The sequence below is a fragment of the Hyphomonas sp. genome (assembly GCF_965284475.1).
Classification (GTDB): Bacteria; Pseudomonadota; Alphaproteobacteria; order Caulobacterales; family Hyphomonadaceae; genus Hyphomonas.
Map to the genome: position 1 here is coordinate 2,646,367 of NZ_OZ260087.1, position 13,450 is coordinate 2,659,816.

Annotated in this window: 9 protein-coding genes; 5 read left to right on the top strand and 4 right to left on the bottom strand. The window is 63.1% G+C overall.

The features are described 5' to 3' along the window. Nucleotides 1-96 precede the first annotated feature (96 nt). Together ACQ66M_RS12995 and ACQ66M_RS13000 are read left to right on the top strand one after the other, a co-directional pair. Nucleotides 97-972 (top strand): DUF817 domain-containing protein, encoded by an 876-nt coding sequence (locus ACQ66M_RS12995; RefSeq protein ID WP_430404369.1) that lies wholly within the window; start codon nt 97-99, stop codon nt 970-972. A gap of 45 nt (nt 973-1,017) precedes the next feature. Further along, nucleotides 1,018-2,922 (top strand): acetyl/propionyl/methylcrotonyl-CoA carboxylase subunit alpha, encoded by a 1,905-nt coding sequence (locus ACQ66M_RS13000; protein ID WP_430404371.1) that lies wholly within the window; start codon nt 1,018-1,020, stop codon nt 2,920-2,922. Nucleotides 2,923-2,965: 43 nt separating this feature from the next. Here the strand turns inward: ACQ66M_RS13000 and gltX are convergent, their stop codons facing one another. Then, on the bottom strand, nt 2,966-4,309 hold the full coding sequence (gltX, locus tag ACQ66M_RS13005; RefSeq protein WP_430404373.1) for a glutamate--tRNA ligase: 1,344 nt from the start codon (nt 4,307-4,309) through the stop codon (nt 2,966-2,968). Nucleotides 4,310-4,443: 134 nt separating this feature from the next. Here gltX and ACQ66M_RS13010 point away from each other — a divergent pair, with 134 nt between their 5' ends. Continuing rightward, entirely contained in the window at nt 4,444-5,277 is an 834-nt protein-coding gene (locus tag ACQ66M_RS13010) for a hypothetical protein (RefSeq protein ID WP_430404375.1), read from the top strand. An 8-nt stretch (nt 5,278-5,285) separates the two neighbouring features. On the opposite strand, the gene ACQ66M_RS13015 is transcribed toward ACQ66M_RS13010, so the two are convergent. Together ACQ66M_RS13015 and ACQ66M_RS13020 are read right to left on the bottom strand one after the other, a co-directional pair. Continuing rightward, the gene (locus tag ACQ66M_RS13015) at nt 5,286-6,521 is read right to left on the bottom strand and encodes an MFS transporter (RefSeq protein WP_430404377.1); all 1,236 of its coding nucleotides are present in this window, start codon (nt 6,519-6,521) and stop codon (nt 5,286-5,288) included. Between the two features lie 78 nt (nt 6,522-6,599). Continuing rightward, nucleotides 6,600-8,249 (bottom strand): NAD+ synthase, encoded by a 1,650-nt coding sequence (locus ACQ66M_RS13020; RefSeq protein WP_430404379.1) that lies wholly within the window; start codon nt 8,247-8,249, stop codon nt 6,600-6,602. Between the two features lie 128 nt (nt 8,250-8,377). On the opposite strand from ACQ66M_RS13020, the gene dacB reads away from it, so the two are divergent. Continuing rightward, nucleotides 8,378-9,841: a D-alanyl-D-alanine carboxypeptidase/D-alanyl-D-alanine endopeptidase gene (gene dacB, locus ACQ66M_RS13025; protein ID WP_430404381.1), complete on the top strand. Its 1,464-nt coding sequence runs from the start codon at nt 8,378-8,380 to the stop codon at nt 9,839-9,841. Between the two features lie 130 nt (nt 9,842-9,971). Here the strand turns inward: dacB and parE are convergent, their stop codons facing one another. Continuing rightward, nucleotides 9,972-11,975, bottom strand: coding sequence for a DNA topoisomerase IV subunit B (gene parE / locus ACQ66M_RS13030; RefSeq protein WP_430404383.1), 2,004 nt, complete (start codon nt 11,973-11,975; stop codon nt 9,972-9,974). A gap of 53 nt (nt 11,976-12,028) precedes the next feature. Between parE and ACQ66M_RS13035 the strand changes: the two genes are divergently transcribed. Then, entirely contained in the window at nt 12,029-13,330 is a 1,302-nt protein-coding gene (locus ACQ66M_RS13035; protein ID WP_430404385.1) for an NADH:flavin oxidoreductase/NADH oxidase family protein, read from the top strand. Nucleotides 13,331-13,450 lie beyond the last annotated feature (120 nt).

Consider the following 13,450-nt stretch of genomic DNA (forward strand, 5'->3'; position numbering starts at 1 on the left):
TACGACACGCAGCAGTCGTAACAAAGTCGGAATTTCACCCCCGGACGACCCCGGAGCGGTCTCAAACCTGCCTGCTTCCGGGCCGAGGGACATGGCATGACGTCCACCCCCACGCCGCCCCCCGCCACCCGCTTGCAGCGCCGCCTGCATGACGCCCGCGCTGCTCTCCACGCCCGCTGGGTGCGCGGTCCCGTCAGTCAGGCGGCGTTCGAATTCCTCGCCTTCGGCATCAAGCAGGCCTGGGCCTGCCTGTTCGGCGGCGCCATGCTCGCCCTCCTGCTGGCGACATTCCTGTTCTACCCCGAAGGCGCGCCCGTATCGCGCTACGACTTCCTTGTGATCGCGGCCATCGGCATCCAGGCCATTATGCTCCTGTCGGGTCTGGAGACGTGGGAAGAGGCCCGGATCATCCTCGTTTTCCACGTGGTCGGCACCGTAATGGAACTCTTCAAGACGCAAGCCGGCAGCTGGATCTATCCCGAGGAGAGTTTCCTGCGTATCGGCGCCGTGCCGCTCTTCTCCGGCTTCATGTATGCCGCCGTCGGCTCCTATCTTGCCCGCGTCTGGCGCATCTTCGCCTTCCGCTTCACCCACTTCCCGCCGCTCTGGCTGCAGGGCCTGCTGGCGGTCGCCATCTATGTGAACTTCTTCGCCCATCACTGGCTGCCGGATGTGCGCCTCGCTCTCTTCGCAGCCACCCTCCTGATCTATGGCCGCTCATGGGTCCGTTTCCGCCCGGATGTTGCCTGGCGCAGAATGCCGCTGATCGTCGGGTTCCTGCTGGTCGCGCTCTTCATCTGGTTCGCGGAAAACCTCGGCACCTTCGCCCGCGCCTGGGCCTATCCGGGGCAGGAGGATGGCTGGGAAATGGTGTCGCTCGCCAAACTCGGCTCATGGTATCTCTTGATGATTATCAGCTTCGTGCTGGTCGCAACAGTTCACCGGTCCCGGTCCGTCCAGCGCATTGCTTGACCCCGCAACTTGTCTTTTTGGGCAAAATCGGGTCTTGCTGCGGCCATGATCAAAAGCCTCCTCATCGCCAATCGCGGCGAAATCGCCTGCCGCATCATGGCCACCTGCCGCGACCTCGGCATCCGCACCATTGCTGTCTATTCCGACCCTGACGCCCGCGCCAAACACGTCCGCGAGGCAGACGAGGCTGTGCATATCGGCCCGGCCCCGGCATCCGACAGCTACCTGCGCGCAGACCGCATCCTCGCTGCCGCCAAGGCCACCGGCGCCGACGCAATCCATCCCGGCTACGGCTTCCTGTCGGAGAATGCCGAATTTGCCGAGGATGTGCGCAATGCCGGCCTCATCTGGGTTGGCCCTCCGCCCTCCGCCATCCGGTCCATGGGCCTGAAGGACGAAGCCAAGCGCATTGCCGAGGAAGCAGGCGTTCCTGTATTGCCCGGCTATCGCGGTGAAGCGCAGGACCTGAAGACGCTGACGGCCGCTGCGAAAGACGTCGGTTACCCGCTGCTCATCAAGGCCATCGCAGGCGGCGGGGGCAGGGGTATCCGTCTGGTCTCCAAGGCATCGGCTCTGAAGGACGAATTGGAAAGCGCCGTGCGCGAAGCCGAAGCGGCCTTTGGTGATGGCCGCGTCATGCTGGAAAAACTGGTCGAACAGCCGCGCCATATCGAAGTCCAGGTCTTCGGCGATGCCCACGGCAATGTCGTTCACCTGTTCGAGCGTGACTGCTCGCTCCAGCGCCGCCGCCAGAAAGTGCTGGAAGAGGCCCCCGCGCCCGGCATGCCGGATGATGTTCGCGCCGCGATGACAGACGCCGCCGTGAAACTCGCGAAGGCTGTGAAATACGAAGGTGCCGGAACGATCGAGTTCATCGTCGATGGCAGCCGCCCGCTCAGCGTCGACAGTTTCTGGTTCCTCGAAATGAACACCCGGTTGCAGGTCGAACATCCGGTCACTGAAATGGTCACGGGCACCGATCTGGTCGAATGGCAGCTGCACGTCGCTGGCGGCGGCGAACTGCCCCTTGTGCAGGACGAGATCACGCTCAGCGGCCACGCAGTCGAGGCCCGAATCTGCGCCGAGGACCCGTCAGACGGCTTCCGCCCCGGCGCCGGCCTGATCCTCGAATTCGGCCTGCTCGAACCCGTCGACGGCGATCTGATCCGCTGGGACACAGGCTTTGAAACCGGCGACCGCGTGCCTTCAGCCTACGATTCCATGATCGCCAAGCTGATCGTCTTCGGCGATGACCGCGACGAGGCTGTCGATCGCCTGATCGACACGCTCGCCCATACCCAGCTTGTCGGCGTCCCCTCGAATGCCGGCTTCCTGCGCCGCTGCGCCATGTCTGATGCCTTCCTTGACGCCACCCACCACGTGAACTGGATCGCCGAACAGGGCGACGCGCTCACAGCCGCACCAGACTCCCACCAGCACGCTTCTGTCATCGCCGTCTGCGACGTCCAGCTTGATGCCTCCGGCGCGGCCCAGCCATGGGACGTGAAGGATGGCTGGCGCATGAATGGCGCACCGATGCGCAAGGTGATGGTCGCGGTCGGCGGCGATGCCGACTGGATCGACCCCAATGAGTTCGATGTCGATCAGGACCTGCCGCTGCCCCTCGTCACCGACCTCTCGCCCCGCCGCTACGCCGTCACTACGGCAGGCGACAGTGTACTGGTCGACGTACCGGACTATGACGCCGATGTCGAAGCCCTGCTCGGCGGCGATTCGGTCAAGGCGCCGATGCCCGGCAAGATCATCGCGATGAACGTGAAGGCGGGTGACACGGTCGCGCGCGGCGACACGCTCGCCGTCATGGAAGCCATGAAGATGGAACACAGCCTCTCCGCCCCGCGCGATGGCGTCGTGGAGGCCGTCTCGGGCACAGTCGGAGAGCAGGTCGCCGAGGGGATGGTGCTGGTTCAACTGATCGAGGAAGAATAGGTCCTCACCTCCCACTGCCGAGGGCAGTGGGAGGTGAGGGTTTTTAAGCCGCCTTCAGCCGCGCCCGCGTCCGCTCCCGCCCGATCAGCGGCAAGAGGCTTGCCATGTCCGGCCCGTGTTCCTGACCCGTCAGCGCCCTGCGCAGGGTCATGAACAGGCCCTTGCCCTTGCGGCCCGTGGCGGCCTTCACCGCGTTGGTCCACTCGCTCCAGGTCTCGGCGGTCAACTCGCCTTCGGGCAGCAGGTCAGCGGCCTGCAGAACGAAGTCCTTGTCCTCGGCATCGACCAGCGGCGCCACATCGCCAAACACGACATCGACCCAGGCTGACACGTCCGGCAACAGCGAGCAGTTCTGGCGCACCACGGTCCAGAAGGCTTCATCGGCGGCCTTCGGATCAATCGCCGCCAGCCGATCCTTCACCGCATCAAAAGGCAGGCCGTGCAGGATGGCAGCGTTGAGCGACAACAGGTCTGCCTCGTCAAACCGTGCCGGCGCCCGGCCGATCTTGCCAAAGTCGAATTCCTTCGCCAGTTCATCAAGGCTGGTGCGCGCCTCGACATTGTCCGACGTGCCGATCTTGGCCAGCAGGCTGGTAATCGCCATCGGCTCATAGCCCTGCGCGCGCAGCTCGCCCATCGACAGCGAGCCGAGCCGCTTCGACAGGCCCTGTCCGTCCGCGCCGATCAGCAGCGGCGTGTGGGCCATTTGCGGCGCCGTGCCGCCCAGCGCCAGGAAGATTTCGATCTGCGCGCCGGAATTGGTCACATGGTCCTCGCCACGCACGACATGCGTGATCTTCGCATCGATATCGTCCACCACCGAAGGCATCGTGTAGAGATAGGAGCCATCCTCGCGAATCAGCACCGGGTCTGACAGGCTCGACGTGTCGATGCTCTGCGGCCCGCGAACAAGGTCGTCCCATTCCACCCGGTTGCCGGACAGTTTGAACCGCCAGTGCGGCTTGACGCCATCGGCTTCCAGCTTCGCCTTCTCGGCATCGCTCAGGTCCAGCGAGGCGCGGTCATAGACCGGGGGTCGCCCGCGCGAGAGGGCGATCTTGCGCTTGCGCTCCAGCTCGTCGGCGCTCTCGTAGCAGGCGTACAGAAGGCCCATCTCCTTCAGGCGAGCGGCGGCCTTGTCATATTCTCCAAACCGGTCGGACTGGCTGAACGTGTCCGCCCAGACGAGTCCGAGCCAGGTCAGATCCTCGCGCAGGCCGTCTTCATAGGCCTTTGTCGAGCGTTCCACGTCCGTATCATCGATGCGCAGGATGAATTTGCCGCCCTTCGCGTGCGCAAACAGCCAGTTGATCAGGGCCGTGCGCACGTTGCCAACGTGCAGGCGCCCGGTGGGCGAAGGGGCAAAACGGACAATCGGGTGGGTCATGGGCGTTGTTTTCCAGTCATTCCAAGCCGCTTTCGACATCAAATTGCCGAAAAAGCCAAGGCATCAGCGTCACAATCTTGCTATTGTTTGTGCTAATCATCGAGACTCAAGCGAGTCGCCCAGAGGAGTGGGACATGAAATTTGGCAGCATCTTGGCCGCAACGGTTGCGGCGGTCGTTCTGGCGGCCTGTGGCCAGTCCGCGGACACACCAAGTGAAAGCGAAATTGTACCCAATGAGGGCAATGAGATGGCCGAGCCCGGCTCCCTCAGCGAAACGCCGCAAGGCAGTGACTATGTGGCGCCGGACTTTGCCAAACTCTCCGGCTATGGCGAAGGCTGGTACATTTCTCCCGGTTGGCCGGGCGAATACCCGGCGGGCTTTGTCGTGCTCGATGAGGGGGTCAGCGTCATGGGCCGGTCCAGCCCGAACCCGGCCGCGCCGCAGGAGATAGACTGCACCCTGCCGCAACTAGCCAATTACCAGCTCTGGAACAATCCGCGCGTTTCGGCTGACGAACTGGAATTCTTCGTCGCCACGAAAACCTTCCCGGTTACGCTCAATCAGGACGCCCAGATCGAATATATCAGCGATGCGGGCAGCATGCAGATGCTGAACCTCAAGCAGGGCGAACAGCTGAACTACCTGCGCTATCTAGGCGAAGGCTTCGCGATCCTTTCCTATGCCGGCATCGAATATGACATCAACGAAGCCGAGCTGATGGACGTCACCGATATCCAGGCCACCAAGGGTCAGGAAGATGAGTGGGTGCGGGTGACCTGTGCGGATGCCGCCAAGGCATGGCTGCTATATGACGAGGTCGTCGCCGTGCACGGCATCCTGCCGTCGCCTATCACGGGCTATGGCGATGCATCAGACATCACGCTCGATCAGGTGGCCGGTATCCGCGCTGAAGCGGAACAGAACGCCGCGCTGGCAGCCAGCGTCGGCGAAGGCCCGGTAGAATAGGCGCTTCTTCAGGCTGGTCTTCTGGATGCATCAGACGCAATCGCGAACAAACGCGGCTGTAGGACCAGCATGACCCCGCTTGCCGCCAGACTGTAGAGTCCCATGCCGAGCAGCTGCGTCGGGAACGCAATGCCATGATCGATCAGGTAGCCGGTCAGCAGCGGCGACACGGCCGAGGCACCCACCACGAACGCAAAGGTCAGCGCGCGCAATTCGCCGAGATATTTCAGGCCGAACAGTTCCGGCCAGATCGCCCCGGAAAGCGCACTGTCAAACCCCGCTGTGAACCCGATCAGCACCATGACAGGCCACACGACCCAGAACTCGCCCACCAGCCCCAGTGAGATCATGCCCAGCGCCATCGGCAACAGGTAAAGCGGCAGCATCCGGCGCGCGCTGAACCGGTCGATCAGGCCGCCCGCCAGCAGCGACGCGCCAACCTGCACCGTCGCGAACACGGAGAAGGCCGAGGCATACTGCACCATGTCCCACCCCTTCACGGAAATCAGGTTCAGCTGGTGGAACAACAGGCTGGTCATCATGAAGGCAGGGCAAAGCATGCCGGTCAGCATGAACCAGAAGGCCGGTGCGCGAACCACATTGCGCCGCCGCCAGCTGGTTTTCTCACGGGCCACGCCAGTCCCGTCCGCTAGCGCCGACCCCGACGGCACGCGCTCGCGCGACAGCAGCACGTAGAAAACGGGCAGGGCAACCACCAGCATGACAGCGGCTGCAATCAGCCACAGTGAACGAAAGCCAAGCGCCGCCAGTCCGGCCACGGCCAATGCCGGCGTGAACGCAATCCCGGCTGCGTAGCCCAGCGTCACGATGCTCAGCGCCCGGCCCCGGCGCGCATCGAACCAGCGTCCGGTCGCGGTCATTGACACCTGGCTCATCATTCCCTGCCCGAACAGGCGCAGGCCCAGGAAAGCGAAGAACAGCATCCACACCGCTTGCGTCATCGCCATCAGCAGGCACGCCCCAGCGAGTCCTGCCGAAACAATCACCGCCGCGGTGCGGGTCGACACGCGGTCCACCAGCTTGCCGAATTCCAGCAGGATCAGCGCGCTCGTAGTCGTCGCCAGTGCATAGACAAGCCCGATCCCGCCATGGCTCAGGCTGAAGCGCGCCATCAGCACGTCATTCGACAGCGAGATGAAATAGGTCTGGCCGAAACTGGACGCGAGGCACAACAGGAAGCCCGCGAAGAGCCATCGCGCTTCGGCGCGCAGGAAACGGATCATGCTGGATTGCCTTTCGGTGCTTCAGATCCTTATCGAACACTCCGAAGCGGTGAAGCCGGTTTCCTGAAACAGCGGCTTTCAGTCGTCGCGGAACCTGTTTGTAATCGGATAGCGGCGGTCGCGCCCGAAATTCTTGCCGCCCACTTTCACGCCGGGCGGGGCCTGACGGCGCTTGTACTCCGCGATGTAAAGCAGATGCTCTATCCGGCGCACCGTCGCCACGTCATGCCCGCGCGCCAGGATGTCATCAATGTCTTCTTCCAGTTCCACAAGGCCGCGCAGGATATCGTCCAGCACGTCATAGGGCGGCAGGCTGTCATCGTCGCGCTGGTCCTCGCGCAGTTCAGCCGATGGCGGCTTGGTGATAATCCGCATCGGGATCACTTCACCACCGGGCCCCAGCGCTCCGCGCGGTATGGTTGTGTTGCGCCACCTGGCCAGCTGGAACACTTCGGTCTTGTAGAAATCCTTCAGCGCATTGTAGCCGCCGCACATGTCACCATAGAGCGTCGCATAGCCCACGGCCATCTCGCTCTTGTTGCCTGTCGTCACCACCATTTGGCCAAACTTGTTCGACAGGGCCATCAGCGTCACCGCGCGCAGGCGTGACTGGATGTTCTCTTCCGTCGTATCCGGCTTTGTCCCGGCAAACTGGCCTGCCAGCATCTCGTCCAGCGCATCAACGCCGGGGCGGATATTGATGATGTCATACTTGCAGCCCAGCATCTCGGCACAGGCCTTTGCGTCTTCCAAACTGTCGCTGCTCGTATATTTCGACGGCATCATCACGCACCAGACGCGCTCTGCTCCAAGCGCATCGACTGCAATCGCCGCCGTCAGCGCGCTGTCGATGCCGCCGCTCATGCCCAGAACGACGCCGGGGAACCGGTTCTTGTTCACATAATCGCCCAGCGCCAGAACGGCTGCGCGATACTCCGCTTCCCAGCCCTCGGTCAGCGTTTCCTTTGGCCCACTCTGGAAACTGCCGGTCGCACCGTCGAATGAGACCATCGCCGTGCCGGTCTCGAAATCCCCCAGCAGCTGGTGCTCGGTGCCATCATCGTCCACGGCATAGCTCGACCCGTCAAACACCAGTTCGTCCTGTCCGCCCACCTGGTTGACGAACAGGTAGGGCACGCCTGTCTTGCGCCAGGCGGAAAAGGTCGAGTGGCGTTCCTCATGCACCGTCCGGCGCCACGGCGACCCGTTCGGCACCACCAGCATCTGCGCGCCTGCCGCCTTCAGCGCCAGCGGCACCCGGTCGAACCAGATATCCTCACAGATCGCGACGCCCACTTTCACGCCCTTCAGCGTGAACACGAAGGGTGCGCCTTCGCCCGGCGCAAAGATGCGCTTCTCGTCGAACACGCCATAATTGGGCAGTTCGCGCTTATCACAGCGCCCGGCCACTTTACCGGCCTGCAACAGCACGCTGGAATTGTGCACCTTGCTATCCTCTGCCCATGGGCACCCGATCAGGATGGACGGCCCGTCCGCCGTCTCCTCGGCCAGCGTCCTGACCGCTGCCATGGAAAGCTCCACCGCCGAGGGCTTCAGCACCAGGTCTTCTGCCGGATAGCCGAGGATGAACAGCTCGCTCAGCACCAACAGGTCCGCGTCCCGCTCCCGCGCCTCGGCATAGGCCTCGCGCGCCAGCGCCAGGTTGCCATTGATGTCACCAACAACAGGGTTCAACTGCGCCGCGAGAATATCCAGGACTATGCTCATATTGAGCATTTAGGCGGGCTGAAAAGGATAAGCAATCGATCGAGGACCGATTGCCATCCGCAAGAGCTTGCCGCCCGGACCCGGCCCGCTAAGACTATGCCTCATCCGCGAGTGCGAAGAGGCCCCCCATGCAAACCCCCGCCCAGGCCGTCCTCTGCCTCGCCTTCCTCGTCCTCGCCGCCTGCGTCTCGCCCCTGCAGCGCGATCTGGACTCCATCCTCCAGCCGCCGGAACTCCAGGGCGTGCGCTGGGGCCTCCTCGTCACCGACATGCAGGGCCGCGAGATCGCCGCCCTCAATCCCGACCAGCGCTTCCTGCCCGCCTCCAATACAAAACTGTTCACCACCGCAGCCGTCTATCGCTGGCAGGATGATTTCGCTCTCATGGCCCCCCGCCTCGCCACACATGTGACGCTCGAAGACGCAGGGGAAGCTGCCCCGCCGACCCTCGTCCTGCACGGGCGCGGCGACCCGGCCCTCAGCGACGCGCCCGACTGCGAGACAAGTTGCCTCGCCCACCTCGCAGACGCCGTTGCCGCCAGCGGCCTCACCCATATCACCCGCGTGATTGGCGACGACACATGGTTCCCGCACGACCGCTGGCCTCCTGGCTGGAGCTGGGAAGACCTGCAGGCCGATGACGGCACGGCTGTCTCCGCCCTCACCCTGAATGACAATGCCCTCACGCTCAGCGTCACGCCCGCCGCCACAGAGGGCGACCCCGCCATCGTCGCCTGGGCCGATGGTGCCGCCGCCTATGCGATTCTGAACGAAACCATCACCGCAGCCTCCGAGACAGACGATTTCGTCATTGCCAGGCCGCCCGGCGCAGACACGGTCCGCGTCTTCGGCCATGTCCCGCCCGGTTCGCCCGCGCGGTCCTACCGGCTCGGAGTGGACAATCCGGCAGCGCTCGCCGCCCGGCGCTTCAGCGCGTTGCTCGCTGCGCGCGGCCTCACCGTCGACGCCCCCGCCACCGCGCGCCACCGCACACCGGGCCTCGCGGGCGCAGACGCCGCCGCCCTCACCGCGCTGGAGGCCGGCTCCGCGCCGCTCGCCTCGCTCCCCTCACTGTCCTTTCCCGATGCGCTTGCGGCGGTCTCGAAGGACAGCCAGAACCTCTATGCCGAGCTCCTGCTGCGCCATCTCGGCCACCTGTCCGAAGACGGCGCGGCCGGGGCCGGACTGACCCGCGTCACCGCCCTGCTGGAAGAGGCCGGCGCCCCGGCCAACGGGCACGACCTGTTCGACGGCTCCGGCCTGTCGGTCTATAACCGTGTCAGCCCACGGACGATTGTCACGCTCCTGCGCCACGCCGCGGCGCAGGACTGGGGCGATGACTGGCGCGCCACCTTTCCCGTCGGCGGCCGCGATGGCTCGCTCCGGCACCGCTTCCGGGGTACAATTCTGGAAGCACGCATCGTCGCCAAGACGGGCACCCTCAAAGGCACCAACGCCCTCTCCGGCTACCTCATCACAGCCAGTGGCCAGACCCTTGTCTTCGCCCTTATCGCCAACGAACGTCCCTTGGTCGTGCCTTCAGTCATCCCGTTCATGGACGCGGCATTGGTTAGGATTGCGGAGGGGAGTTGAGCGGAATCATGGATGCATAGTCACCATATCTGGTGATAGATCGACTCGGATGGCGCACGAATCCCGCCGCTCGCCGTGACGCCTTGACCCTTCATCCTCAATTCATCTCACAAGGAAGAAGAGGGCAGAATCAGATATCCAGTTCGTCCACAAAGGCCGCGTTTTCCTGGATGAACTTGAAGCGGGTTTCGGCCTTCTTGCCCATCAGCGTGTTGATCAGGTCGCCCGGCTTCAGTTCGGTCAGTTCGTCCAGCGAATCCGGCAGCGTGATGCGCGCCAGCGTGCGGGTAGCCGGGTTCATCGTGGTTTCCTTCAGCTGAGCAGGGTTCATCTCGCCAAGGCCCTTGAATCGGGTCATGTCGACCTTCTGGTTCGGCTTGAAATGCTTGGCCATCACTTCGGCGCGGTGGGCCTCGTCCATCGCATAGGCAATCGTACCCTTGTTCGACAGGCGGAACAGCGGCGGCATCGCCATGAACAGGCGCCCACTCTCTATCAGACCCGGTGTCATGCGGTAGAAGAAAGTGATCAGCAGCGCTGCGATATGGGCGCCGTCAACGTCCGCATCGGTCATGATGATGATTCGCTCATAGCGCAATTCATCAAGATCGAACTTGCGGCCAAGCTGGGTGCCGAGCGCGAGGGCGAGATCGTTGAGTTCCTGGTTGCCTGCCAGCTTGTCGGCCGAGGCGCTTTCCACGTTCAGGATCTTGCCGCGCAAAGGCAGGATGGCCTGCGTTTTCCGGTCGCGCGCCTGCTTGGCGCTGCCGCCAGCCGAGTCGCCCTCAACGAGGAACAGCTCGGTGCCTTCAGGCCCCTTCTCGGCGCAGTCGGCCAGCTTGCCGGGCAGGCGCAGGCGCTTGGTGACGGACTTGCGGCTGATCTCTTTCTGCTTGCGGCGGTTGGCGCGCTCCTCGGCCCGGTCAATCGCCCAGGTGAGCAGCTTCTCGGACTCCTTCGGGCTTCCGGCCAACCAGTGGTCAAACCGGTCGCGCACGGCATTTTCAACAAGGCGGAAGGCCGCCGTGGTCGACAGCTTGTCCTTCGTCTGGCCAACGAATTCCGGGTTGCGGATGAAGACAGACAGCAAAAGGCCCGAATGGCCCATGATATCTTCGGCCGTGATGTCGGCGCCCTTTTTCTGGCCGGTCAGCTCGGCAAAGTTGCGCAGGCCCTTGGTGATGGCCGACCGGAAACCGGCCTCATGTGTGCCGCCTTCGGGCGTCGGGATCGTGTTGCAGTATGAGCGGGCAAAGCCGTCCGCCTCGCCAAAACCGGCGCGGGTCCAGGCAATCGCCCATTCAACCTTGCCTTCCTTGTTCATGTCGACAAGGCCAGTGAAGGCGGTTTCGGTGATCGTGACCTTGTCATCGAAAACTTCGCCCAGCTGGTCGGCGAGACCATTTGGATAGGAAAGCACGGCTTCGGCCGGGATTTTCGAATCTTCCGGCAGAAGGGCCGGATCACAGTTCCAGCGCACTTCGACGCCGCGGTAGAGATAGGCCTTCGATCGCGCCATCTGGAACAGGCGAGCCGGGCGAAAGCGAAGCTTCTCGCCGAAAATCTGATGGTCCGGGCGGAATTTCACGCTCGTTCCACGCCGATTTGGCGCTGCGCCAACCTTTTCAAGTTTTCCCTTCGGCAGTCCGCGGGAGAATGACTGGCGGTAGAGTATCTTGTCCCGCGCCACTTCAACCTCGACCAGGTCCGACAGGGCGTTGACAACGGAGATCCCGACGCCATGCAGTCCGCCGGCGGTTTCATAAGCCTTGTCGGAGAACTTGCCGCCCGAGTGAAGCGTGGTCATGATGACTTCAAGGGCTGATTTCTTGGGGAATTTCGGATGCGGATCGACCGGAATGCCACGCCCGTTGTCCGAAACGGTCAGGAATCCGTCGCTTTCGAGCTTGATCTCGATCCGCGTTGCATGGCCGGCGACCGCTTCGTCCATCGAATTGTCCAGCACTTCTGCGAACAGGTGATGGTAGGCACGCTCGTCGGTGCCGCCGATATACATGCCCGGCCGCTTGCGAACGGGCTCGAGGCCTTCAAGGACTTCAATATCCTTGGCCGAATATCCCGAAGAATCTGGTATCATTGCGTCGAACAGCTTTGCTTGATTGGCGGCGGCCATGTTTGGTCTCCCTTAATGGGCACGCGACTCAGTGTCGATATTGGGAGAGCATAATGCCCGTCACGATTAATACCCCGTTAACCCTGCAGAGTGGCCTGACGTTCCCGAACCGGTTGGTGAAGGCCGCCATGACAGAGGGACTCGCTGATCCGCGCAACCGGGTAACTGATGCGCATTCGACACTTTATCGCCGCTGGGCCGAGGGCAGGGCGGGCGGCCTGATCACCGGAAACGTCCAGATAGACCGCCAGCATCTGGAGCGCGTGGGCAATGTCGTCATTGATGCAAAAGCCGGTGACGACGAGATCGGCATGTTCTCGCGCTGGGTGGATGCCGCCAAATCGCAGGGGGCCGCGTTCATCATGCAGGTCAGCCATGCCGGGCGCCAGACACCGAAACTCGTCAACCCGCGCCCCGCTGCGCCCAGCCCTGTGGCGCTTGGCCTGCCGGGCGGACAGTTTGGCCAGCCTCGGGCGATGACGCAGGATGAAATCCGGCATGTCGTCGAAGGTTTCGGTCGTGCCACCCGGCTGGCGAAAGAGGTGGGGTTTGACGGCGTTCAGGTCCATGCTGCCCATGGCTACCTGCTAAGCTCGTTCCTTTCACCCCTCGCCAATCGCCGCGAAGACGATTGGGGCGGTCCGCTGGAAAATCGCGCGCGCCTGCTTGCCGATTGTGTCCGCGAGACGAAAATCGAAGGCGGAGCGGCCTTCTCGGTTTCGGTGAAGCTGAACTCGGCTGACTTTCAGAAGGGCGGGTTCAGCCATGTTGATTGCCTCATGGTCATCGACATGCTCAACGCGCTTGGCGTGGATTTTGTCGAGATTTCCGGTGGCAATTATGAACAACCCAGGATGATGGACATGGAAGGCCTTGAGCCCTCCTTCGAGGAACCGAAGCGCAGCTCAACCCGCGAACGGGAAGCTTATTTCCTCACTTATGCGAAATCCGTCCAGGATCGTGCCAGCATGCCCCTGATGGTGACAGGCGGATTTCGAACGCTCGCAGGCATGAATGCGGCCGTCGCAGCGGGCGAAACCGACCTCATCGGAATCGGCCGGCCGCTCTGTGTCGACACGGCAACGCCGATAAAGCTGTTATCAGGCCAGATCGAGGCGGCCGACCGCTGGGAATCGCGCTTGCGCATTGGCCCGGGCATATTCGGGCCGAATTCGCCGATCAAGCTGATCAAGGCGCTGAACGGTTTCGGCGCCCAGGGCTGGTATTATGAACAGATACGCTTTCTGGCGGCCGACATGGCGCCTGACCCCGAATTGGGCGTCCTGCAGGCATTCCTGAAGCATCAGAGGCGGGAAGCCTCTGGCGCCCGGGCCTGGCGCGCTGCCATGCCTTGAATTCAGGCGTATTTCCAATTCCCCAGAATCTTGCGCATTCTTCGGGTTGAAGCAGCGCCCCTCGCGATCCACATCTTAGTCAATCGCCCGACTCTCGTCATGATTGACAGGCAGGGTAAA

Coding starts and splice junctions, on each gene's coding strand:
- ACQ66M_RS13000 (WP_430404371.1), top strand. CDS start 1,018: ATGATCAAAAGCCTCCTCATCGCCAATCGCGGCGAAATCGCCTGCCGC.
- ACQ66M_RS13020 (WP_430404379.1), bottom strand. CDS start 8,249: ATGAGCATAGTCCTGGATATTCTCGCGGCGCAGTTGAACCCTGTTGTT.
- ACQ66M_RS13010 (WP_430404375.1), top strand. CDS start 4,444: ATGAAATTTGGCAGCATCTTGGCCGCAACGGTTGCGGCGGTCGTTCTG.
- ACQ66M_RS13015 (WP_430404377.1), bottom strand. CDS start 6,521: ATGATCCGTTTCCTGCGCGCCGAAGCGCGATGGCTCTTCGCGGGCTTC.
- ACQ66M_RS12995 (WP_430404369.1), top strand. CDS start 97: ATGACGTCCACCCCCACGCCGCCCCCCGCCACCCGCTTGCAGCGCCGC.
- ACQ66M_RS13035 (WP_430404385.1), top strand. CDS start 12,029: ATGCCCGTCACGATTAATACCCCGTTAACCCTGCAGAGTGGCCTGACG.
- parE (WP_430404383.1), bottom strand. CDS start 11,975: ATGGCCGCCGCCAATCAAGCAAAGCTGTTCGACGCAATGATACCAGAT.
- gltX (WP_430404373.1), bottom strand. CDS start 4,309: ATGACCCACCCGATTGTCCGTTTTGCCCCTTCGCCCACCGGGCGCCTG.
- dacB (WP_430404381.1), top strand. CDS start 8,378: ATGCAAACCCCCGCCCAGGCCGTCCTCTGCCTCGCCTTCCTCGTCCTC.